This window comes from Rhodonellum psychrophilum GCM71 = DSM 17998 (assembly GCF_000381545.1).
GTDB classification, from domain to species: domain Bacteria; phylum Bacteroidota; class Bacteroidia; order Cytophagales; family Cyclobacteriaceae; genus Rhodonellum; species Rhodonellum psychrophilum.
Genome location: NZ_KB906674.1, coordinates 114,215 through 137,528, shown reverse-complemented (window position 1 = coordinate 137,528; position 23,314 = coordinate 114,215). Strand labels below are relative to the sequence as shown.

General features: G+C 42.4%; 23 protein-coding genes. 5 read left to right on the top strand and 18 right to left on the bottom strand.

All coding sequences use genetic code 11. From position 1 onward, the window contains the following. Positions 1-46 precede the first annotated feature (46 nt). Entirely contained in the window at positions 47-520 is a 474-nt protein-coding gene (locus F824_RS0103720) for a YcxB family protein (RefSeq protein WP_019596516.1), read from the bottom strand. Positions 521-687: 167 nt separating this feature from the next. On the opposite strand from F824_RS0103720, the gene F824_RS0103715 reads away from it, so the two are divergent. Beyond that, a complete protein-coding gene (locus tag F824_RS0103715; protein ID WP_019596515.1) occupies positions 688-912 on the top strand; it encodes a hypothetical protein in 225 nt (74 codons plus the stop codon). 4 nt (positions 913-916) lie between these two features. Here the strand turns inward: F824_RS0103715 and F824_RS0103710 are convergent, their stop codons facing one another. Both F824_RS0103710 and F824_RS0103700 read right to left on the bottom strand, forming a co-directional pair. Continuing rightward, on the bottom strand, positions 917-1,336 hold the full coding sequence (locus F824_RS0103710; protein WP_019596514.1) for a Fur family transcriptional regulator: 420 nt from the start codon (positions 1,334-1,336) through the stop codon (positions 917-919). Positions 1,337-1,454: 118 nt separating this feature from the next. Then, positions 1,455-3,986, bottom strand: coding sequence for a zinc-dependent metalloprotease (locus F824_RS0103700; RefSeq protein ID WP_019596512.1), 2,532 nt, complete (start codon positions 3,984-3,986; stop codon positions 1,455-1,457). 122 nt (positions 3,987-4,108) lie between these two features. Between F824_RS0103700 and F824_RS0103695 the strand changes: the two genes are divergently transcribed. Further along, complete coding sequence (locus F824_RS0103695) at positions 4,109-5,221, top strand: NAD(P)/FAD-dependent oxidoreductase (RefSeq protein ID WP_019596511.1); 1,113 nt, start codon at positions 4,109-4,111, stop codon at positions 5,219-5,221. Positions 5,222-5,629: 408 nt separating this feature from the next. On the opposite strand, the gene F824_RS0103685 is transcribed toward F824_RS0103695, so the two are convergent. Genes F824_RS0103685 through tpiA form a run of 3 tightly spaced genes read right to left on the bottom strand, consistent with a single transcriptional unit; the run spans position 5,630 to position 7,407 of the window. After that, a complete protein-coding gene (locus F824_RS0103685) occupies positions 5,630-5,818 on the bottom strand; it encodes a hypothetical protein (protein WP_019596509.1) in 189 nt (62 codons plus the stop codon). Beyond that, complete coding sequence (prmA, locus tag F824_RS0103680; RefSeq protein WP_019596508.1) at positions 5,815-6,645, bottom strand: 50S ribosomal protein L11 methyltransferase; 831 nt, start codon at positions 6,643-6,645, stop codon at positions 5,815-5,817. Before prmA ends, F824_RS0103685 begins: the two co-directional genes overlap by 4 nt. Further along, positions 6,646-7,407 (bottom strand): triose-phosphate isomerase, encoded by a 762-nt coding sequence (tpiA, locus tag F824_RS0103675; RefSeq protein ID WP_019596507.1) that lies wholly within the window; start codon positions 7,405-7,407, stop codon positions 6,646-6,648. A 73-nt stretch (positions 7,408-7,480) separates the two neighbouring features. On the opposite strand from tpiA, the gene F824_RS0103670 reads away from it, so the two are divergent. Continuing rightward, complete coding sequence (locus F824_RS0103670; protein WP_019596506.1) at positions 7,481-7,990, top strand: regulatory protein RecX; 510 nt, start codon at positions 7,481-7,483, stop codon at positions 7,988-7,990. On the opposite strand, the gene crtD is transcribed toward F824_RS0103670, so the two are convergent. Both crtD and F824_RS0103655 read right to left on the bottom strand, forming a co-directional pair. Next, the gene (crtD, locus tag F824_RS0103665) at positions 7,991-9,454 is read right to left on the bottom strand and encodes a 1-hydroxycarotenoid 3,4-desaturase CrtD (RefSeq protein ID WP_019596505.1); all 1,464 of its coding nucleotides are present in this window, start codon (positions 9,452-9,454) and stop codon (positions 7,991-7,993) included. It abuts the gene before it with no gap. A gap of 227 nt (positions 9,455-9,681) precedes the next feature. Beyond that, positions 9,682-11,148: a glycine--tRNA ligase gene (locus tag F824_RS0103655; protein WP_019596503.1), complete on the bottom strand. Its 1,467-nt coding sequence runs from the start codon at positions 11,146-11,148 to the stop codon at positions 9,682-9,684. Positions 11,149-11,294: 146 nt separating this feature from the next. Between F824_RS0103655 and F824_RS0103645 the strand changes: the two genes are divergently transcribed. Both F824_RS0103645 and F824_RS0103640 read left to right on the top strand, forming a co-directional pair. Further along, positions 11,295-11,966, top strand: coding sequence for an outer membrane beta-barrel protein (locus tag F824_RS0103645; protein WP_019596501.1), 672 nt, complete (start codon positions 11,295-11,297; stop codon positions 11,964-11,966). Beyond that, a complete protein-coding gene (locus tag F824_RS0103640; RefSeq protein ID WP_019596500.1) occupies positions 11,963-12,628 on the top strand; it encodes an outer membrane beta-barrel protein in 666 nt (221 codons plus the stop codon). Before F824_RS0103645 ends, F824_RS0103640 begins: the two co-directional genes overlap by 4 nt. 47 nt (positions 12,629-12,675) lie before the next feature. Here F824_RS0103640 and F824_RS0103635 read toward each other — a convergent pair whose 3' ends face one another. The 10 genes from F824_RS0103635 to F824_RS0103570 all read right to left on the bottom strand — a co-directional run bounded on the left by F824_RS0103635 (position 12,676) and on the right by F824_RS0103570 (position 23,305). After that, on the bottom strand, positions 12,676-13,092 hold the full coding sequence (locus tag F824_RS0103635) for a hypothetical protein (RefSeq protein ID WP_019596499.1): 417 nt from the start codon (positions 13,090-13,092) through the stop codon (positions 12,676-12,678). Positions 13,093-13,157: 65 nt separating this feature from the next. Next, entirely contained in the window at positions 13,158-14,201 is a 1,044-nt protein-coding gene (locus tag F824_RS0103630) for a Gfo/Idh/MocA family oxidoreductase (protein ID WP_019596498.1), read from the bottom strand. Between the two features lie 21 nt (positions 14,202-14,222). Then, on the bottom strand, positions 14,223-14,849 hold the full coding sequence (locus F824_RS0103625) for a response regulator transcription factor (protein WP_022582168.1): 627 nt from the start codon (positions 14,847-14,849) through the stop codon (positions 14,223-14,225). A gap of 28 nt (positions 14,850-14,877) precedes the next feature. Then, positions 14,878-15,642, bottom strand: coding sequence for a sensor histidine kinase (locus F824_RS0103620; protein ID WP_019596496.1), 765 nt, complete (start codon positions 15,640-15,642; stop codon positions 14,878-14,880). Positions 15,643-17,254: 1,612 nt separating this feature from the next. Further along, complete coding sequence (locus F824_RS0103600) at positions 17,255-17,680, bottom strand: hypothetical protein (RefSeq protein ID WP_019596492.1); 426 nt, start codon at positions 17,678-17,680, stop codon at positions 17,255-17,257. 69 nt (positions 17,681-17,749) lie between these two features. Then, positions 17,750-18,424: a hypothetical protein gene (locus tag F824_RS0103595; RefSeq protein ID WP_019596491.1), complete on the bottom strand. Its 675-nt coding sequence runs from the start codon at positions 18,422-18,424 to the stop codon at positions 17,750-17,752. A 152-nt stretch (positions 18,425-18,576) separates the two neighbouring features. After that, on the bottom strand, positions 18,577-21,540 hold the full coding sequence (secDF, locus tag F824_RS0103585; protein ID WP_026333473.1) for a protein translocase subunit SecDF: 2,964 nt from the start codon (positions 21,538-21,540) through the stop codon (positions 18,577-18,579). 85 nt (positions 21,541-21,625) lie between these two features. Then, positions 21,626-21,982: a hypothetical protein gene (locus tag F824_RS0103580; protein ID WP_019596488.1), complete on the bottom strand. Its 357-nt coding sequence runs from the start codon at positions 21,980-21,982 to the stop codon at positions 21,626-21,628. A gap of 113 nt (positions 21,983-22,095) precedes the next feature. Next, a complete protein-coding gene (udk, locus tag F824_RS0103575) occupies positions 22,096-22,716 on the bottom strand; it encodes a uridine kinase (protein ID WP_019596487.1) in 621 nt (206 codons plus the stop codon). 19 nt (positions 22,717-22,735) lie between these two features. Next, positions 22,736-23,305, bottom strand: a complete 570-nt coding sequence (locus F824_RS0103570; protein WP_019596486.1) for a non-canonical purine NTP diphosphatase — start codon at positions 23,303-23,305, stop codon at positions 22,736-22,738. Between the last annotated feature and the right edge of the window lie 9 nt (positions 23,306-23,314).

Sequence of the window (23,314 nt, the reverse complement as noted above, 5' to 3'; positions counted from 1 at the left end):
TTCCAAAGGCATTGATCGCCAAGGGGGAACCATCCATTTGAAGCAATCAAATGATATAGCCTTTTCTTTTTAGAATGGTTTCAACAAATTTCTTATCATTGTCAGAATTGAAAATCTTAAAGGGAAGGTGAATAAATTGTGCTTTAGACATCGTTAAGATGTAGGCATCCTTGGTGATTTGGGCACGTTTTATCATTCCCCAATTGATCGGCATTCCCTGTTTTACATTCAGCTTCATCAGAATCTGCCTGCTGTCAATTTCATATGCCAATTTTTCGAACATCACCTTGTTTTGCTCCATTTGGGTCACGCCGGCAAACTGGATTACCCAGAAAAGGAGATACAACACATAGGCAAGGATGGCCATGCTTATCCACCACCAGGAAGCTATCCAAAAATATCCGCAAGCAATCGCAACAGCAATAAGAATCACCCACCACTGTTCCTTGAGGACATTGGTAAGTCCCATCTTGATGTAAGTGCCGGTTTCTAATTTATATCTTTTGGTTTTAACTATCATTATCTTAAAATTTCAGTGCGCAAATATCCGATGATATCGCCTATTTAACAAGCCAAATGCAAATCCGTTGCTTTTTTTTTCATTTTTCAAAATCAATATTTGTTATAAACAGTTAATACATTGACTTATAAATACATTTGTATTAAATTACTTCAAAATCGTTCACTATGAGTAGCCTAATCGTTGATCTTGTGCTGTGTGGTGTCGCGTATGTCGTGCTCATCTACTTTGTCGCTACCATGACTAGAGCGAGAATCCAAAGGGGAAGAAATCGAAACGATGATGGGGATGGCGGAATAGAAGATTTCACACCTCCAAAAATAGACCTTCCGCCTGGCGTTATTTGGCCTTCGGACATCCCGAAAAGGAGAAAACAAACGGAAATTTTCTGAAAGGTCAATTGCATTTGTCACAAATCCCTTGGATCAAAAGACTTGTCTCCTTGTTTATATAGCCCTTTGGCAATGAAATTTTTGGAAGGATGGCTTCTTCGATACAGATTGTTTTTCCACATTTTTCACATTTAAAATGTACATGATCGTGGTCATGTGAATGCTCGCCGTCAGATGTATGGGAACAAAGCGCATATTTAGTGGCGCCACTGTCATCCATTACCTTATGGATCAAATCATTCTCCAAAAAGGTTTTTAAGGTTCTATATAGGGTCACCCGATCAAAATCCTTTTTCAAAACCTCCTCAAGATCAGAATGGGAAAGTGCGGATTGTTTTTCCAAAAATGTGTTCAAAACTTCCTTTCTGCAATTGGTGATCCGAAGGTGATGGTCCTGAAGAATTTTTAAAGGGGTTAAAGCCATGGTTTACTTTTTTTTCGATTCCTGTAAAAATATGGATAATTTTCACTTCTCGTTGATTTCACAAACAAAAAAAGGGCAGGATGAATTCATCCTGCCCTTTTTGTTTTATGGAATTGAATTATTTTGGTTCCAAGACCATTTTGATTCTTTCTAGGGTATCTTCCAAATGTAGCTTGGAAAGCCTGTCAGATGTTCTTGGGATAGCAGCAGTTATTTGTCTTTGCAAAGTCTTCAACTCTCCTCTTGCCATCGGTCTGATGTCAGACTGGGAAGCATTGATCTGTGGACCTACAAAACCTCTGAACTGGGCGGGCACATTTGGCTCATTGCCGGTCAGCAACAATTCCAAACGTTCTAAATGCGCTCTTTGCAAGCTCCTCCTGTGTACATCAATGGTCCTTCCGGCAGCCAATTCCGTCCAAATCCCCGCTCTAAGATCATCAAATAGCTCGATCATGGTGTAAGCATTCTTGCCGCTTATTGCCTCGTTCTCAATGACTCGGCCCAATCTCCCCCATTCCAAAATACTGTTTAGGTTATTCACCTGCACTGCTCTTACTCTTTCCAAAGCGCCAAAATCACCTATCTGAGAAATGATTTTCTCATCCATCAGCCATTTTGGTGTCGCGAACAATTCCTTGTTCAAGAATGTCACGGCTTCTTTTTGAGTGGCCTTATCGGTGTGCGTATACACCGCTTCGTTTTGACCTGACGATTTGAAGATTTCATAGACACCACCTACATTGGTTCTGACATGACCCATATAGCGGTTGTATTGGCCTATCACCTGTCCATACATCTCGTTCAAATCACTGTAGTCCTTGTAAGGCTTATCTGCTTCAGATACCCACTCATTGAGATTAGGAAGAATCCTTTTCAGGTTATCGATTCCATAAGTGGAAGCTTTCATGGCATTATCCCCTAAGTCTTCACTTTGGGTACTCGGGTCATAGTTATTTCCCTGACGACCAAATCGGTAAACAGGATCTCCATTTTTGGCCAAAATCCATTGATCCAAAGTAGCCTGCTCCTCTTCCGGTGTCTTGGCATCCAAAATAGGACGATATCCCCAGCTGATGGAGTATTTGTCATAAGGTCCTACATCAGGCATCAGACTCACGCCTTTGTCATCAGGCTGTGCGATATAATTGAATCTTGCATAGTCCATGATGGACGGTGCAGTCCCAAATTCATTTGTGAAGGTAGCGGAACGCAAAGAGTCCACTGGATAGGCATGTGAAGACCCAAAATTGTGGGGCAAACCCAGTGTATGTCCCACTTCATGGGAAGAGACAAACCTGATCAGTCGGCCCATTACCTCGTCTTTGAATTTAACGCCTCTGGCTTCTGGGTTAACGGCTGCAGTTTGGATAAAGAACCAATTTCGCAACAGATTCATCACATTGTGATACCAACCAATGTCGGATTCCAGGATCTCCCCAGATCTAGGATCGGATACGTGAGGTCCATAAGCATTCTGAATGTCTGAGGCAAAATACCTGATCACGGAATATCTGGCGTCTTCTGCACTCCAAGTGGAATCCTCTTCAAAAGTCGGCGCATCCTTGGCCGTGATGGCATTTTTGAATCCTGCTTCTTCAAAAGCTGCATTCCAGTCTTCTACGCCTTGCTTCAAGTAAGGTCTCCACTTTTCTGGAGTTGCCGGATCGATATAATAAACAATCTGCTTTTTGGGTTCAACCAATTCGCCTCTTTTGAATTTGTCGTAATCTTCTTCCTTCACCTCGAGTCTCCATCTGTCCAAGTAGGTTCTTTTGGTGGCCTTTTGCTCATCCAAGCCAAAGTCCACAACGGACCTGCTGAACCAACCCACTCTTCTGTCTGTCAGTCGCTGCATCATCGGCTCCACCGGCAACAACACCATGGAGGAGTTCATTTCGACAGTGATCGATCCTGTGCTTCCATTGGAAGGCGGATCAGTCGCGATGTAAGTCATGACATATCGAGACTCGATATTGATCGGATAGGGACTGATTCTTTCTATATAAGATCGGTCTGTATCCAATCGCGTCACTTTGAATTCTGTCCGGCGATTTTTTGGCAAGCCAAGCGCCTGAACATCTTTGGAAAACAAATCCGTAACCTCAATGACCACTCCATTTCCGTCTTTTGCCTTGGCTTTGACGTCAAATTTCTGAAGGATCGGTTCCAAATTTGAATTTCTTACTGCCTCAAAAATTGGAAGGGAATCAGCTGCCGTATTGCTGTAGGAAACAACCTTCAAGAGGATATTGTCTCCATTTTGATCCCATCTTACCATTTGTGTATTGGTTCTTTCTCCTCCATACCCAATTCCGTCTGCGGTCTTGGCAATGGTGGTGACCACAAGCATTTCCCTGCCGATAAGCGTGTCAGGGATTTCATAATAATATTTCCCCTCAACTTCATGGACTTTGAAAAGTCCATCATGTGATTTTGCCTTATTGGTAATCACATCTCCGTAAGGCTTTGGTCCTGGCTTGGCCTGAGTGGCTGGCCTTGGAGCTGGAGCTGCAGTTTGGGCAGGTGCGTTTTTGGCATCCTTTTTCTTTTTCCTTTGTGCAAATGCATCTTCGGCGAAAAGCATGCTCCCAAGCATCAGTACTCCAACTAAGCCCTGTTTTAGTTTTATTTGGGTAAACTTCTTCATAATTAAATTGGTTGACATTTTGTTAATCTTTGAAATTAACCCAGATTTCAGAGGTTTTATTAATCCAAAAGGATGAATTTTGATAAACGGTGCTCATCTAAAATAAAAGGCGGATACAACTCATGCAGGCATACGACATTATCATCATTGGAGGAGGACTTGGAGGGCTGATCGCTGCGCACCAACTCGCCAAAAACAATAGACGTGTACTCTTGATCGAAAAGAAGGGCTATCCTTTTCACCGCGTTTGCGGAGAATATATTTCCAATGAAGTCCGGGAATTTTTGTTGAAAGAAAACTTGTTCCCCTCGGAATTTGGCCCATCCGAAATCCATAAATTCAGGTTGACTTCCATCAAGGGCAACCTTGCCGAAATGAAATTGGATCTCGGTGGCTTTGGCATCAGCAGATATCAACTGGATCTCTTCCTTTACAAAAAGGCAAAGGCCATGGGCGCCGATTTCTTATTGCAGACCCAAGTGGAGGACATCAATTATTCGAAAGCGGAAGATGGATTTACCTTGAGCCTAAGTGATGGAAATACTTTGGTCTGCAAACATGTCATCGGAGCATTTGGAAAACGATCCAAAATGGACAAGTCGCTCGATCGGGAATTCATACGAACGCGGTCACCCTTCATCGGTGTTAAATACCACATCAAAACCGATCACGAACACGACATGGTGGCCCTCCACAATTTCGAAAATGGCTATTGTGGCATCAATCAAATCGAAAATGGCATTTTCAATCTTTGCTATTTGGGTTCCAAAGACCAGCTCAAGGAACATGGAAGTATCCAGGAGATGGAAAAAGCCATCCTTTTCAAAAATCCGCACCTCAAGTCAATTTTTGAAAACAGTGACTTTCTTTTCGAAAAACCCGAGGTCATCAACGAAGTGAATTTTTCACCAAAAAATCCTGTGGAAAACCATCTGCTGATGGTCGGGGATGCAGCAGGATTGATCACCCCCTTGTGCGGGAACGGCATGGCCATCGCCATCCACACCGGAAAACTCGCCGCCGAAGCCATTCTCCGAAACGAAAACCGAAAAGCCATCGAAACCCAATACGAAACCGAGTGGAACTCCCATTTCAAAAATCGGCTTTGGCTGGGTCGAAAAGTCCAACAATTATTCGGCTCCAAAATCGTATCGGAATTTTCTGTGGGCATGATCAAAAGTTCCCCCTTTATCGCCCACCAAATCATGAAGAGAACACACGGAGAGATTTTTTAGACGAGGAAAAAAGTGCTTGGCTCCAAATATCTATTTTCTGAATCCAAAAGAAAAATGACCGCATTGACACCCATCCCAATTCCATGGATGGCCCAAGAGCAGAGGACGAAAATAAAAGTTTCTGGTAATTCTAATTTTAACCGGAAATATAAATCAGGTTTCCAAATGGAATTGAAACTGAAAGAAAATCAGGCTATTGGGAAAATAAATCCCGATATCAATAAGGTGAAGTCAAAAATAGCCGAACAAATGGCTCTCTATAGACAAAAAAAGCTCAGTTTTCGCGGTTAAAACCTTGAATACCGAGCTTTTTTTGGTTGAAACCGTTTTCCGGATCGAACCTTCAGCAAAATTTTTGGACCCAAATCATCAAAGAAATTTCACCTTTAATGGATTGGCTTCCAATCATCAGGACGCGTTCTTCTTGTATTTCCTCCAATAATAGGCAGGGAAAATCAAAGCCCTCAACTTCCATTCATTCTTTTCATTGACCGTCAGGGATTCATCCTTATGGACCGCCCTATACATGTTTCCCGCAAGCAGCGAATGCGCCATCAAGAGGAGAAAAAGTACCGCGTAGACAATTAATTCCGTCATCGTTTTTCAAATATCAAAGAAGCCCAAGTATCTTTTGTTTTTTTTGCTTGGAGATCCAAACCATATTTTGCCGCGGCGTTTTCAATGTCCACGATATCATGTTCATAAAATCCGCTCAAAAGGAGCTTCCCTTTGGATTTGACCAAAGTCCCGTACACCTCCATTTCATCCAAGAGTACATTTTTGTTGATATTGGCCAAAACAATGTCGAATTGGCCTTGTGGATTGACTTCACGAATGGTACCAAGACCCATTTTCACGGAGTGCATGTCATTCAGTTCAAAGTTTTCATTCCCGTTGTCCACACACCAATCATCGATATCAAAAGCCTCGATTTGCTCCGCACCAAGCTTAAAGGCCATGATGGCCAAAATACCCGTACCAGAACCGATATCAATGACCCGCTTTCCCTGATGATCCACGTTCAATTGATGCGAAAGCATCAGATAAGTGGTGGCATGGTGTCCTGTACCAAAAGACATCTTGGGATTGATGACAATTTCGTGCTTCACACCTATTTTGGGCGCATGAAAGGATGCCCTCACATACACTTCGTCTCCAATGGAAATGGGATCATAATGCTTTTCCCATTCCTCATTCCAGTTGACTTTGGCCATCATGCCTTCCTTCACGAGGATGGATGCGGCTTCGACATATTGGTCGATGACGGCTTGATAAGCCTCCCGATCAAAAAGGTCTTCGGCGATATAGGCATCGATCCCTTCGTCAGTCTCCAGAAAGGAATCGAAGCCCACTTCCGCCAATTCTGAAATCAGGATTTCCCGATATTCTTCCAAGCAGGAAATTTTAAATTCCAAGTATTGCATTTAGAAGGATTTGATGATGTCCAAGAAGTCCCTGGATTTAAGCGAAGCTCCGCCGATCAATCCGCCATCCACATCGGGTTTTGAGAAAATCTCTTTTGCATTCCCCGGGTTGCAACTTCCACCATAAAGGATTGAAATTTCGTCGGCTGCCGCTTGTCCGTATTTGGAGGCAAGGTGTGTTCTGATCGCCGCATGCATTTCCTGTGCCTGATCTGAACTTGCAGTTTTACCAGTTCCGATCGCCCAAATGGGCTCATAAGCGATCACGATTTTTGCAAAATCAGTTGCGCTCAATCCAAAAAGGCTTTCGGTCAATTGTTGTTTCACATATTCCTCATGCGTTCCTGCCTCTCGGATATCCAAGGATTCACCACAGCAAAAAATAGGCGTGAGGCCATTTTCCAATGCCTGTGTTAATTTTCCGGTCAGTAGTGCACTGTCTTCCTTGAAATATTCCCTTCTTTCGCTGTGACCGATGATCACAAAAGTGGATCCGAAAGAAGCCAACATGGATGCGGAAATTTCTCCGGTATAGGCACCTGAAGTTTTGTCAGAGCAATTTTGGGCACCCAAAAACAATCCTGCTGTATTGCCGATCAATTTCTTGACAGGGTGCAGGTGAACATAAGGTGGATTGAGGACAACGGAAACATCCTTGATGTTTTCATCCCGGATCATATTGACAATTTCGGAGGTGAGCTTTTGGCCTTCTTCAAAATTCAGGTTCATTTTCCAGTTACCGGCAACAATATTTTTACGCATGATGGCTAAAGGTTAGGTGAATAGATTTGATTAAAATAACTGATAAAGTTACTTTGGGCTAAAATTACACAAAATGTCCTACCCAAGAAAAGATTATGACTCCGATGCACCCAAAAAGTACTGGTCTCTCGAAGAGGCGAAGCTAAAAATCGCCTCTTATTGTGCCTATCAGGAAAGGTGTCAAAAGGAGGTTCGGGAGAAACTTCATGAAAAAGGGGTTTATGGCACTCCTGCCGAGGATCTGATCGCGGAAATGATCACGGAGGGTTTTTTGAATGAGGAGCGTTTTGCCCAGTCTTTTTTTAGGGGAAAATTCAGAATGAAAAAATGGGGAAGAAATAAAATCCTTCAGGAATTGAAATTCCGCCAAATCAGCCCCAATTGTATCAAATCCGGTTTGAAAGAAATCGAGGAGGATGAATACCTGGAAACCCTCGACCAGCTGGTCGAAAAAAAATGGGATTCCATCTCGGAAAAGGATCTTTTTAGAAAAAAGAACAAGGTTTTCCAATATTTGATCGGAAGGGGCTTCGAATCGGATTTGATTCAGGAAGCCATGGTCCGGCACTTGGAAAACCAATGATCACTCGATCATCTCTGAAACGATTTTTGCTGAGAGCAAACAAAGGGGGATTCCACCGCCGGGATGCACACTTCCCCCACAGAAATATAGATTCTTGATGTCTGAGGAGAAATTGGCGTGCCGCATAAATGCCGCAAACCGATTGTTGGAACTGTTGCCGTAAAGCGCACCATTCGCGCTTGATGTCTTGCTCTCGATCGTCCGGGGCTCGAGGATCTCCTCTACTTCGATCAGGCTTTCGATATCTGTTTTGAGGATCCGGTTGATTTTGTTGACGATATTTTTCCTTGCTTCCCGAATCACGGCGTCCCAATCCTGTCCTTGATTATTGGGCACATTGATCATCGTGAACCAATTCATGCTGTCCTTGGGCGCATCATCAGCCTTGTGCACCGAAGTGATGTTGATATACACCGTGGGATCTTCACTGATGGTTTTGTGGGTGAAAATGTGCTCAAATTCAGTTTTGTAATCTTCGCTGAAAAGGATATTGTGCAATTCCAATTCCGGAAAGACCTTCTTTATTCCCCAATAAAAAATCAGTGCAGAACTGGATTTGGTTTGATTCAAAAGCAGTCTGGGTTGTTTTTCTTTTTTCAGGATAGTCTTGTAGGCATTGACCATGTCCATATTGTTGACCAGCAAATCCGCAAAATGTTTGGTTCCATTGACGATTACCCCAACGGCCCTTTTTTCCTGTACCAAAATTTCCTCTACTCTGGCATTCATGTGAAAGGAGACTCCGAGACTTTCCGCAAGGCGATACAGACTCATGGTAATGTCGTGCATCCCTTTTTTGGGAAAGAATGCCCCGATGTTAAATTCCAGATGCGGGATGATATTCAGGGTTGCAGGCGTTTCATAGGGGTTGGATCCATTGTAGGTGGCATATCTGTTGAAAAGCTGCACCATTTTGGGATGGTCAAATTGTTTCTCATTGGCCCGGTTCATGGTGCTGAAGATGCCCAATTTCCCCATTTTCAGGTAGGATTTCATGGCGTCTTTATTGGTCCAGGTCCCGAATTTGTGCAGGGATCTTTGCATGAAAAGTGGGGAAAGACGATCATAGATGTAGGCGGACTTTTCTAAGGCCTTCCGGATATTTTCGGCAGGTTCTCCCAATTTTGCTTCCACTTCCTTCCCAAAGCGGTCAATGTCCGCATAGGCCTTGATCTGTTTTCCATCCTCCCAAAAATAATGGCAGGCCACTGGAAGTCTGATGTAATCAAAATGTTCCCGCGGTTGCTTTCCCGCCAGTCTAAAAAGGTCATCTACTTGCTCCGGCAAGGTAAAAAGGGAAGGGCCGGCATCGAATCGATATCCTTGGAGGGTTATTTCCGACAATTTCCCGCCCGGATAGGCATTGGCTTCATACACTTCTACCCGATACCCTTTCAGGGATAATCTGATCGAAGCGGCAATTCCCGCTATCCCGGATCCGATGATGATGGCTTTTTTATTCATATTCTTTTAGAACCAAATGGAAAGACTTCTGTTTTGGGACGGGTGGAAAGACACTCAAATTTATGCAAAAATCCCATCAGAGCGCATGACTTCCCTCCTTTCTCCATCTACAATGGGGAAGGAATGGGGAAAAACAAAAACCCCTTGGCATCCATATTTCAGGAATCCAAGGGGTTTTGCGCTAAAGAAACCGGTTTGCACTGGTTTTATGTGACGATCTCCTCAATTTAAATCTTCTCAAATATCCTTCTGAAGCTACACGCCTCGCTCAATCTGGCATGCAATTCCGAAATCGGAACCCTTTCCTGAGCAGTGGTATCCCTGTGGCGGATCGTCACCATATTGTCTTCCAATGTCTGGTGATCGACTGCAATACAGAATGGCGTACCGATCAAGTCCTGACGGGTATAGCGTTTTCCGATGGATGCGGCCTCCTCATAGATAATGTTGAAATCGTATTTCAAAGCTTCGACGATTTCTCTTGCTTTTTCCGGCAAGCCATCTTTTTTCACCAAAGGCAAAATGGCCGCTTTTACGGGAGCAATGGCAGGATGAAATTTAAGATAAGTCCTTTGCTTTCCATCCACCTCCTCATCCACAAAAGCATTGCAGAAAGTCATCAAAAACAATCTGTCAGCACCGATGGAAGTCTCGATCACATAAGGGATATAATTCTGGTTGATCTCTGGATCAAAATACTGCTGTTTCTTCCTTGAAAATTCTTGGTGCTGCTTCAGGTCAAAATCGGTTCTGGAATGTATTCCTTCCACTTCCTTGAAGCCAAAAGGGAATTCATATTCAAGGTCCATCGCTGCATTGGCATAATGGGCGAGTTTTTCGTGGTCGTGCTTCCTGATTTTATCCTCGGGGATCCCGAGAGCCAAGTGCCATTTGACACGGGTGGCTGCCCAGGTTTTGTACCAGTCCATTTCGGTGCCTGGTCGGACAAAAAACTGCATCTCCATTTGTTCGAATTCCCGCATGCGGAAAATAAACTGACGGGCAACGATTTCATTTCTGAAAGCCTTCCCAATCTGGGCGATGCCAAAAGGGACTTTCATCCTTGCGGTTTTCTGTACATTGAGGAAATTGACAAAAATCCCCTGCGCCGTTTCCGGTCTCAGATAAATCGTGGTGGTATCCTCCGCCACAGAACCCACCTGCGTAGAAAACATCAGGTTGAATTGACGCACTTCTGTCCAATTGCTCGTGCCACTGATCGGACAAACAATCCCCTCATTGACGATCAGGTCATGGACGCCCGCCAAATCTTCCGCTTCCAAGAGTTTCCCCATGGCTCCCAACAAGGATTGGGCTCTTTCAAGATCCCCGGATTTCTCATAACCGGCAGCTTTGTCCTCAATGAGGACATCGGCACGGTACCGTTTTTTGCTATCCTTATTGTCGACCATCGGGTCATTGAAACTGTCGACGTGACCAGAGGCTTTCCAGGTGGTGGGATGCATAAAAATCGCTGCATCAATCCCCACAATATTGTCATGGAGGCGGGTCATGGATTCCCACCACAGACGCTTGAGGTTATTTTTCAATTCTACCCCATAAGCGCCATAATCATAAACGGCCTGCAAACCGTCATAAATCTCGGAGGAAGGGTACACAAAACCATACTCTTTGGCATGGGCGATAATATCTTTCAGTTGCGTATTTTCCGCAGTCGTGTCATTTTTTGCCATGGGCGCAAAATTAAAGAAACTATTTCACATGATGCCAAGAAAAAGCCTGCAATTCAGGATGCAAAAAACAGAACTTATTTTTAATTCATTCGTTTCAAAAAACCATGTGATTGCCTAATCCTCTTCTAAAACCAAAAAATCCATTTATGAAACAAATCCTGCTCTTGCTTTTCTTGGCCCTTGTTTCCAGCCAAACCACTTTTGCCCAACTCCAGAAAGGGAATTTCCAATTGGGTGGTGCCGTAAATTTCAACACCTGGGAGTCCTCCAGTTCACCAGGTGACCCCAATTCCTTCCAAAATTCTTCGCGAAACTTCTCCGCAAATCCAAGTCTCGGGTACTTTGTCACCGATAAATGGGTGCTTGGGATGAGTTTCAGGTTCAACAATGGAAGCAGAGAAGTCCGCTATAACAGCCCAAACTTAGCAAACACAGATTTTAAAAATGAAGCTTGGGGCACGGGCATATTTGCAAGGAGGTACTTTCCGATTCACGAAAAAATGGCCTTTTTTGGCGAATTCCAGTCCACTGTCGATTGGAGGACAGAGGAGAATTCAATAGCGTTCCAACAGGGGCTACTCACGAATTCAAATTCCTTCAGGGGTTTCAACAACACTTTGTTTGCGGGATTGTCATTTTTTCCCACCAAGTGGATTTCGGTGGAAGCCTCTGTCAATCCCATAGGATTTGGGGTGTCTAGAAACACCGCCGAGAATACTCCCGGTGTGGAGGAAAAAAGAAACAGCACCTTCTTCAACATGGGCGTCAATACTTCCGCAGTTTTCTTGGGTTTCAACTTCTTCTTGAACCGAAAATGAAAAAATCACTCTTGTTCATCTTCATTATCATGATGGCCATTCCTTATAGCGGGATGGCGCAGATGGAAAAAGGCTCCTGGATGCTTCGCGGAAAATTTGGTTTGAATTATGAAAGAAATAATACAGACATCATGAGCACCCTTCCGGATTACCCAAACCAACCCGATATTGTCGAATCGGTTCCATCTATGGAGATATCACCGGGTGTAGGCTATTTTGTTTCCGAAAATCTTGCCCTTGGCATTGAGGGAATGTATGGAAGAAGTCGGGGAAGATTTTCCAATTCCTTCTCAGAAACCACCAAATTGATCACCAATACCTTCGGTATCGGATTGTTTGTTAGGAAATATGTTCCCCTTAATGACAAAATTTCTTTTTATATGGAAGCAAATGGTGGAAGGGATTGGGAGAAGCCCTTCGGGAAAAATGAGGCCGGAGAGAAGTTCAATTCCATCAAATCCAATTCGGTGAGACTAAACGGCATTCTGGGTTTTCAATACCTGATCACCAAAAACATTGGGTTGGATGTGTATTCCAATCTGATCCGATACACCTCAAAGAATACCATTGACTTAATAAGGGATGAAAAAATAGCGGCTGAAAATCAATTGAGCCTCAATTTGAATTCTCACTTTGGGATAGGACTTAACGTTTTTTTCTAAATCAAAAAATCCCTCAAATCCGACGAATCGGATTTGAGGGATTTTTTTTATCTAAAAGTGTATTTTAAACCCAAGCCAGCTCTGAAATAATTACTTCTTTCATCCCGGAATATTGGACTGGCTTCCATCAGAAAACCGAAGTTTTTGGCCGCGAATGGCTTCACCAACACGCCTAAGGGAATGCCAAGATAAAAACCATCCCGATTGCCTTCTTGCCCCAAATGAAACCCACTGTAGAAATTGACCTCATCCTTTTGGATAAAATTGTATCCGAAGGTACCCTCGATTCCTACATTGCTACCAGTGGATACCCTTGCCTCGCCGAATATTTTGTTGTCCGGATCGGTGCCGATGGCGACGAAGGTAGCAGAACTTAGTCTATAAACTCCCGCACTGATCTGTGCCTCTACCTGATAAGCTGCACCAATAAAGAGCAGCAGTGAAAAGAGTATTGCCTTTTTCATAAATAATAAGCTTTGATTAAGCCTAAAAAAGACAAAGACCAAGCCAAAATCAAAATTTTCGATATTTACCAATTCATTTCTTCCTGTGAGACCCTTCTTCCGGCTGTGTTACTGAGGAATGCAGCCTCCAATATTTTCAAAACCAAAATCGCTTCTTCCATTTTTACGGAAAGTGGACTTCCCTTAGAAATAGCATCTGCCACGTTTTGGTAGAAATATCGGTAATCCCCTCTTTCTGTTGGCATGGGAACTGTTTCTTCTTCGAGGAAAAGTGTTCCCCAAGCCTCAGGCTGTTCCATTCCCCAATCTTCTCCTTCGGGCAACTGTCCAGCCTTGAATGCCTTCTCCTGTACGTCCAGGCCATATTTGGAATAGGATCCTTTGTCACCCAAAACCAAAAATTTTGGCAGCACGGCGTTCATCATCACACTGGCGGTCACGCGTGCTTTGATCCCCTCATACATCAGAGTGATGTCAAAGAAATCATCTGCCATGGCGCCTTTCCTCTGTTTGAGAATTTCGGCATAGACCCATTTGGGCTTTCCGAGAAGCAATATGGTCTGATCCACGAGATGTGTTCCTAAATCATACGTAATGCCGTTTCCTGGAACATCTTTTTCCCGCCAATTGTCCACGATGTTGGGCCTGAACCGATCAAAATGGGATTCGAAATGGACGATTTGGCCAAGGGTTTTTTCTTTCAGCAATTTTTGGATGGTTCTGAAATCCCCATCCCACCTTCGGTTCTGAAAAACAGAAAGAACAAGGTTCCGTTCTTTTGCCAAATTGTCCAATTCGATAGCTTGTGCTGAATTCAGGGTCACTGGTTTGTCCACGACCACGTGCTTCCCATGTTCGAGTGCAGTTTTTGCTTGCTCAAAATGAAATTCATTGGGCGTCACAATGACAATCAAATCCACTGAATCAGAGGCGAGCAGAGCTTCAAAGGTTTTGAAAATTTGGACTTGAGGATATTTCCCCTTTGACTTTTCTTGGCTTCTTTCCACCACGGCGACCAATTCAAGGTCCTTGCAAACAGAAATCAGGGGAGCGTGCATTTTTTCCCCGACGGAACCAAAGCCGACCAAGGCAGTTTTGATTTTATTCATGTGTTTTTTAATTATTAGTTGTCAGAGATTCATGTCCATTGCCATCCTTACCAATTCGATGACAGAGCTTACTCCGAGTTTTTTGTGGATTTTTTTTCGATGGGATTCCACGGTCAGTGGACTGAGGTGAAGTTCTTCGGCGATGTCCTTGTTGATTTTACCATCTATGATCATCTTGAGAATCTGCAATTCTCTTTTTGTCAATTTGAATTTTTCCTTGAAAGAATCTCCATAATAGACATCATCACTTTGAAAAAGTACTTTTTGGAAATTCATTACATGGGTATTTTCCATGACCTCGCGGATGGTATAGATCAATTCATCAGGATCTGCATCCTTTAGGATATAAGCACTTGCTCCTAATTTTTGGCATTTTTTAAAAAGATGTTCATCATCATACATGGACAAAACGATGATTTTGGACTTGGGCTTTTTTACTTTGACTGCTTGAATCACACCCACGCCGTCCAATCCCGGCATGTTGATGTCGGTCAGGATCAAATCATAAGGATTGTTTTCAACAAAACTCACCAGATCCAATCCATTCTCGAAGGTCGCAATTACCTGAAAATCCTCCTCCTCTTCCAAGAGGCTTGCAATCCCCTTGGCAAACAATTTATGATCGTCTGCTAATACTATCTTTATCATTTTTGTCATAACGAATGGAAAAGATAGGCTATGCAATCGATAATGGCAAGGTTAGTTTTATTTCGGTGCCGGTTCCTCTTTTCGTTTGAATGACCATTTTCCCACCAATAGTCTCCATTCTTTTACTGAGATTGAGCAAACCCAAACCTGAGGAAGGAACGGAAAGATCAAAACCATTTCCATCATCTTTGAACGTGAGTTCGAGGCAATCTGATGTATTCACCATGGACACCAGGATAAGTTGCGCTTCAGAATGTTTCACGGCATTGTTCAGGCATTCTTGGAAAACCCGGATCAAAACCAATTTTTTTTCCTTGATCAACTTTATTTCCTGCCCTTCCACCTTGAATTGTGTTTTGCAAAATCCTATTTGATCCAATTTATTGAGTTCTTTTTGAAAGTACTCTCCCAAGCTTATGCCCTCGACCCAATCTAAATTCAGCGTCTTGGAAAGTGCCCTTACTTCCTTGATGACCATTCCGATCAAATGGCGGCCTTCCTGGATTTTCTCGGGTTTGGAACTGCTCAGGTTCAGTTTGGTAAGTGAAAGCAACTGACCGATGTTGTCATGGAGTTCTCTTCCAACGTATCCCAAGGTTTCTTCCTGGATTTCGAGCTCCACATTGAGTATTGTTTTCTCATATTCTGCCTTAAGGTTTAGGATCTTTTGTTGATTTTGAACCTGTCGCTTCCGGTGGATGACAACTATGATGACAATAAAGGAAACCATAAAGAGCATCAAAAAAAATCCCAAGAGGATGACTACAAACAGGTCCTTACCGTCTTTTTCCATTTTATGATTTGTCCAGTGAAATTGTTGTTTAAATTACCAGATAAAAATGATTGCTAAAGATATAATTTTAAAAACAGAAAATTTATTTTTACCTCATAACTATTGTTTTAAACCTTTACAACAAGAAAATCAAAAAATTCAAAAAAATGAAAAGCGCCTATGCTAAAAGCGTAGGAAAAGGAAATCCTGAATTGGACTTTCATGGAAACCAGATCAATTTGGTTTAGCAGAAAAAAAGTAGCGTATCTTCTGGAAAATACGGATCTGGAAGAAGGCGGTATCAGGTTATTTTTGGGCCAGTATGACGAATAAAATCATACCTAAAGAGCTCTCACATTTGAAAGAAAACCTAGTGGGTAGGTTAACCGTGGTGCTGGCATCCTGTGAAAAAAATGAGATACCTGGTCCTTCCGGCTTCTTTTAAAATGGGGGTTCTTTGTGTCCACCTGAATGTAATCCGGGCCGGATTCCGCTGTTTCGGAATTTAAAAAAACGAAAATCAGCGAAGGTGAACTGATATTCTCTTAGGCTTATTAAAAGCAGTTATTTATATTGGCAAAGGAGGGAGGATTAAGGTCCTCCCCTTTTGCCATTCCTTTTAACCCGTTTTTTTTTGCACTTCCAATTCCATTCAAGAATTACTTAATAATCATTCTTTGTTTATTGTTTTTGACTTCACCATATCGGTACTACACCTTATTCTCCAATTAGTCTGATTTTCTTGCAGTTTCAACACCCCTTAGGAAACCTACTGCATGTTTCGGGTTGAAGTGCTGTTCTTCAAATAACACTCATTTTTCAATTATTTAAAAATGAACATGATTCATATCACCAGGGAAAAATTTCAGGTCATATCCTATTAGAAAATAAAATTTATTGATTTTTGAAAGCCCTGCTAAGAATTACGAATATGAGAAAATTTACCTATCTCATTAGCGAGGTAAAGACTCTTGTTTTTCCTTAAAAATCAAAGGGGCATAAAAAGCAAGCCCCATAACCAGGTACATTGATACACTAATAATTCGGTTTAAATTGCGAATCTGAAGCATTAATTCCCGGTCCATTTCAAAAATCATCCTCATGGAGGAGAAATACAGGAAGGAACAGGAATAAAAAAACAGAATCATGGAAACAATCCAAAACATCGGGACACCTAGCAGGTTCTTTTCGGCGTACCAATCTTTATAAAGGATTCCGTAAAAAAAATAAATACACCATCCGATCAACACCAAACTTCCCATGGCAAAGGAATAAGTCTGAAAAAATAAAATTGATTCAATAAAAAACGAGTTGATAAAGCCCCAGGCAACAAACAAAAGGCCTGAAATTAAAATGATTTCTTTGATTTTTCTTTCTTGAAAAATCAAAGAAAAGAAATAGAGCAACAACAGCGTTTCCGTATAAACAAAAATGAGATTAGCATAAATAGAATTATTGATTCCTCTCCTGGCTATATTTATACCAACTATTTCCCATACAGCTATCATCACCAGCACCCAAAAAATGATCAGATGCGGTTTCCGATAAGCATGGTTCTTGATGAAGAATGCAGGCAAACTCAAAAACATTCCCAATAAAACCCCATAATGATACCAGGTAAGATACTCCATTCCTACGTATCTTGTGGTTTACAATCCGGGGGGCAAATTGTTCCTCCGTTCTCTATCCCTCCACCAGATCTCGAAGGGGAGAAACCTTCTTCCTTATTGGAATCCGGTAAGGCGATGTCTTCAAAACCCGCCTCTGTTTTGTTGGAGGCCGCCAGGGCAAGGGAAATTCTGCCTATATACTCCTCCCGGTTTTTCCGGTCCTTAGGCAGCATCTCTATATTATTTTCATCATACTGGCCGAAATACATTTTGATGCCTCCTGTTTGAGGATCCGTCATCGCCAAAAGTTCTTCAATGACCGCACGATCGAACCAAACCCAGTTCGATTGCTCCTCAATGTCTCTTCCGTTTTTACCTTTTCCTTTTATGCATTTTTTGACAGATTTGTCGTAGGCTTTCCTGAAAAGTTCCAGTTCCTTGTGGTCCATGGCTTTTTTTCCCGAAGATACTTTATTGATCCATTATAGACAAGCCTAAAAAACGTGAAACATATGATTTTATGTGTTAAAATTGATTTTTTTGCTTGTAAAATACGGGATAAAATAAGAAAGTCCGAAAAACAGGTACATTATTCCTGCCAGAAACCGATTCAAAGAACCTAACATCTTGATCGATTCAATTACTTGTTCAGGAAAAAATTGAAACATCCCGAAGAAAATGGTTGCTTCCAGATAAAAGAAAAGCATCCCTACAACGATCCAAAAATGGGGTAGACTGATGAGGAGTGAGTCGCTGAAAATCTCAAAATTCCAAACCTTCACCAGGAATCTTAGACAAAGAAATATGATAAGGGCTGAAAAAGGAAGCAAGGAATAGAATTGAAAAACGCTGGAAATGGATTGAAAAAAAACAGTGTTGATCAAACCCCAAATCAGAATGCCATAAGTGATGTTCTCGATTACCTTTTTGAAATTTGAATTTTTCTCGATTTTCAAGAAATAAAACAACAACAGCATCGATTCAAGATAAACCCACCCAATATTATACAGCAGTGAATTGTTGATTCCCTTTGAGGCAGTATAGGCCCCTACGAATTCCATTGAAAAAACCAATCCAAGAATGCCCAAAATTATTATTTGGGTTTTATCCTGATTTTTAGTTTGAATGCCATAAAAAACGAAGGCGGCAACCAAACTAAAGCCTATTGAAATAAGATACAGATTTGAAATCATCAAGCGTACTTTTGTTACGATTGAAAGATAGGCTTTTATGAAAACGAAAAAAATACCCTGTTCAGGGTATTTTTTTCGTTTATTGCCAAAATCTCATAAAAAAAAGAGGGTTTGTAGAAACAAACCCTCTTTTTTTCCAATTATTTCAAAGTCTAAACAGCCTTTTTTGAAAGTTCGGCTTTGGCTTCGCTTTCCATTTCACGCTTCATCAAATCCACAACCACAGGGGTCGCTATGTAGATGGAAGAATAAGTTCCTACCAAGACACCGATAAATAAAGCGAAGGAGAAGCCCCTCAATACTTCACCACCGAAGATCAACAGGACAATCACCACGATCAAGGTGGTCGCCGAAGTGATCAAGGTTCTGGCCATGGTTTGGTTGATGGCATCATTAAACATCTTCACAAGTTTGGTAGTACCCCTGTTCTCAATGTTTTCCCTGATCCTGTCAAACACGATCACGGTATCATTGATCGAATAACCTACCACAGTCAGCATCGCAGCGATAAAGACCTGGTCAATTTCGAATGTCGCGCCAAATGCACTTGCGATGGCAAACGCTGCAACCACGAAAAGAATATCGTGAATCAAGGCGATGATGGCCGCAAGCGAGAATTGCCACTTACGGAACCTCAACAAGATGTACAGGAAGATGGCCACCAAGGCAAAAAACATGGCCTCAGCAGAAGATTTCTTGATATCATCTGCCACAGTTGCTCCCACTTTGGATGAACCGGTGATACTGAATTGATTGTCCTTCATGGTGCTGACATTGTCTGTATACTGCAGACCTGTCACTGTAGCAATCCCTTCTTTGATTTTGTTTTCCACTTCGGAATTGGCGGCGTCATCGTCTTCATTGATGAGGTAGGAAGTGGTTACCTTCAGGATATTGTTACCCCCATAGGTTTTGACTTCAATGGAACCGTCAAATTCGCTGTCCAAACCAACTTTGAGGTCAGAGGCTACTACTGGCTCGGAGAACTCCACGATATAATATCTACCACCCGTAAAATCAACACCGAACTTCAATCCACTGATCAATGCAATCGCAAGACCGACAATGATGATTCCGGTAGAAATCAGGTAAGCAACCTTCCTTTTGCCCAAGAAATCAATATTCAAGGATCCAAAAAGGTTTTTGGAGAATGGAGTGGTGAAAGAAATCTTGCTTTGGTCACCCTTTTTGGTCATCCAATAGACAATTACTCTTGTAATGAATACAGAGGAGAAGAAAGAGCAAACGATACCGATCATCAAAACGATCGCAAAGCCTTTTACAGGCCCTTGACCTAAAGCGTACAGGATGGATCCTGTCAGGAAGGTAGTTACGTTGGAGTCAAGAATAGCACTGAATGCCTTGCTATAACCTTGGTTGATGGCAGCCATAAGGCCTTCTCCATTTTTGATTTCCTCCTTGATCCTTTCAAAAATCAAGACGTTTGCATCAATGGACATCCCTATCGTCAAGACAATACCCGCGATACCTGGCAAGGTCAGCGCAGCACCCAATTGGGCAAGAATACCCAGAATAAAGAAAATGTTGAATATCAATGCTGCAATTGCAACAAAACCGCCTTTGGCATAATAGGCTACCATAAATAGCACCACCAATACCAAACCTGCCACCATGGAAATCACACCTTGACTTTGCGCTTCTTTACCCAAAGTTGGGCCAATGATGGCTTCTTCTACGATTTTGGTCGGTGCTGGAAGGCTACCGGACTTCAGGATATTGGCAAGATCTTTTGCTTCTTCCATCGTGAAGTTACCTGTGATCTCGGATTGTCCGGATGGAATTTCACCCTGCACGTTTGGCGCAGTATACACATAATCATCCAAGACTACGGCAATCCTTCTACCTGTATTGTCGGCAGTCAATTTTCTCCATTTACGAGCACCTTCAGCATTCATCTGCATACTTACCGCAGGGCGGGAAGTCTGATCCAATACCTGTCTTGCATCCGTCACTACGTCTCCCTCAAGAGGTGCTTGGTCGGAAGAACGGCTCACTTTTATTGCAAAAAGCTCCAGCAATTCAAGTCCGTCCGCTTTCTGCGGCTTCACTGCCCAAAGGAATTTTACATCCCGAGGCAAAACAGCCTTCACATCTTCTCTTGCAAAAATCCTATTGATGGCAATCGTATCCCTGATGTCATAGACCAAACCATAATTGGCTTTGGTCAAAGAAAAGATAGGGGAAACCTGCGAAGAAAAATCATCAGCCGGAACAGTCTGGGAAAGTTGTTTTTCCAAATCAGTGGAATCACTGCTTTCCGATTCCACAGCTTCTGCTGGGGTTGTCGATGTGGCTTTTTTGCTAATGGCTTCAGTCACCAGTAAACTGTTGGCAGCTTCCAATCCAGGCAAATATTCACCTGTTTCTGCCACTTCCCAAAATTGCAGCTTGGCCACGCCTTGAAGTAGATTCCTTACCCTTTCTGGGTTATCCACACCTGGAAGTTCAATTTGAATTCTTCCAGAACCTTGAATTCTTTGAATATTGGGCTGGGAAGTACCGAAACGATCCACCCTTGTTCTCAAAATGTTGAAAGAACGCTCGATGGCATTTTCAACCTCTGCATCAATGATGGAAAGGATTTCACTGTCGGAAGATTCCAAGGAAATCCTGCCTCTGTTCGCAGCAGTTGCGAAAATGGTATTCAGGTTTTTTCCCGGTGCTTTGCTTTTCCAAGAGTTGTAGAAGATATCCACAAATTTCTGGTTGCTGGTTTTGGCAAATTCCTGGGCTTCTTCCAAAGCGGCATTGAAGGCGGGGTCTTTGCTGTTTCCTGAAAGTCCTTTTACGATTTCAATAGGAGAAACTTCCAGGGTTACGTGCATTCCTCCTTGAAGGTCAAGGCCAAGACCCAATTCCGTTTCCTTTATTTCCTGATAAGTATATTTTGCACCCAAGAAACTATAGACGGGCTGTCTGTAGATAGAATCCAGATACGATTGTTTTTTGGAAAAGTCAACGTTGCCGACTTCATCCGTAGCGTAGTCCACAGCATCTTGCTGGATTCTACTGGATACAAATGTGAATGACAGGTAATACAGGCAAAGCGCTGTAATGATTACTGTCAAAAACACAATAATGCCTTTGTTTTGCATATTATAATTAAGTTTGGATTGGTTTTTTAATTGAACGCATTCGATTTTCTCATTGCCGAGAAACAATAAAACTCACTGGAAAGAATCAGGGAGCATTGGGTGAAATAATTCTCTCGAAGAGAATTTTCAAAAATGGATTGGTGAAAGGTGTACTGCTTGGAACCTCAAAAGAAATTTGAGAGGCTAAGCTGATGTTTTCGTATATCAAATAAAAAATTTGCTGGGAAAGTGTGGTCACAAATGGCACCACCGCATCCACTGCTACATTGAGGAAGGTTTGTGCATCTGAACTCGCATCCGGATCTGAAGATACTTCAACCGAAGCTGTGGCATCTTCCTGAGGAAAGTATTCCACCCCTGAAATCAGGCTACAAAACAGCAACACCATCATTAGGGTGATGCGTTGTTTCCAAAGGGTTTTATGGTCCTCAATTTTGTTCATGGGCTGCAAATATAGAAAAATTTAATATTTTAACATGACAAAAGTATAAAAAATCTCTTTCCGGAAAAATCAAAAAGGCGGGATTTCAATCCGCTTATAATCAATAGGTTAAATCACAAACCCAATTTTGATCTCAGGTAGGTCTTGATCACGTCTAGGGCTTTGTCGAAATTGTGGTTGTTGGTGACAATGAGATCCGCATCATGTTTGAAAGGCTCAATGTACTTTTCGTAAGTGGGCATCACGTGCTTTTCATAGCGATAAAGGACATCATCCAGGTCATATCCCCTTTCGACCTTGTCCCTTACAATCCTTCTTTTGAGCTTGATGTACTCCTTGGCATCAATAAAAACCTTCAAGTCCAACAAATTTGCCAATTCAGGATAATACAAGACAAATATCCCCTCCACTACGACCACCGGTGCGGGCGCAAATTCGAGTATTTTCGGCTTTTTGTTCGGGTTGTTAAAAGTGTATTCCTGTCGAAAAACAGACTCACCTGCTTGTATTTTTCGGATATCATCGGCGTACTGCTCAAAATCGATCGAATGGGGAGTGTCAAAATTATGGACCCCTTTATCATCCACCGGTTGCAGATGGCGTGCTCTGTAATAATTGTCCTGCGAAATCAGACAAACCTGATTGGGTTCAAAGGAATTCAGAAGCTTGTCCAAAAAGAGCGTTTTTCCAGAGGCACTCCCTCCCGTGATTCCGACAATAAATGGTTTATTCATTGGGCACAAAAGTAGGGATTTATTTTAAAAACCTTGATAAAGCTTGCACCGCGATGCCTCTATGGCTGATAATGTTTTTTTCCTCCATGCTCAATTCTGCAAATGTCTTTTCGTAACCCTGTGGTTTAAAGACCGGATCATAGCCAAAACCTCCTACACCTGTCCTGATTTCGGTGATTTCACCCTCCGCAATCCCTTCAAAGGAATATTCTTTTCCTTCCAAGATCAGCGCAATAACGGTCCTGAATCTGGCCGAACGATTTTCCGTCCCCTGCATTTTTTCCAACAATAAATCGACGTTGCGTTGATCACTTCTGGGTTCGCCCGCAAATCTACCGGAATAAACCCCAGGTGCACCGGCCAAGAAGTCCACCTCCAGGCCAGTATCGTCGGCAAAGCAATCCACCCCATAATGCTCTTTTACATACCTGGCTTTTTGAAATGCATTGTGGTCAAGGGTATCTCCGGTTTCCGGCAATTCTTCCAGACAGCCGATTTCTTCCAATGAAACGATCGTGAATGTAGCCCCTAAAGCAGCCTTCACTTCTTCTATTTTTTTCTTGTTGTTGGTCGCAAAGCAGATTTTCATGACACAAAA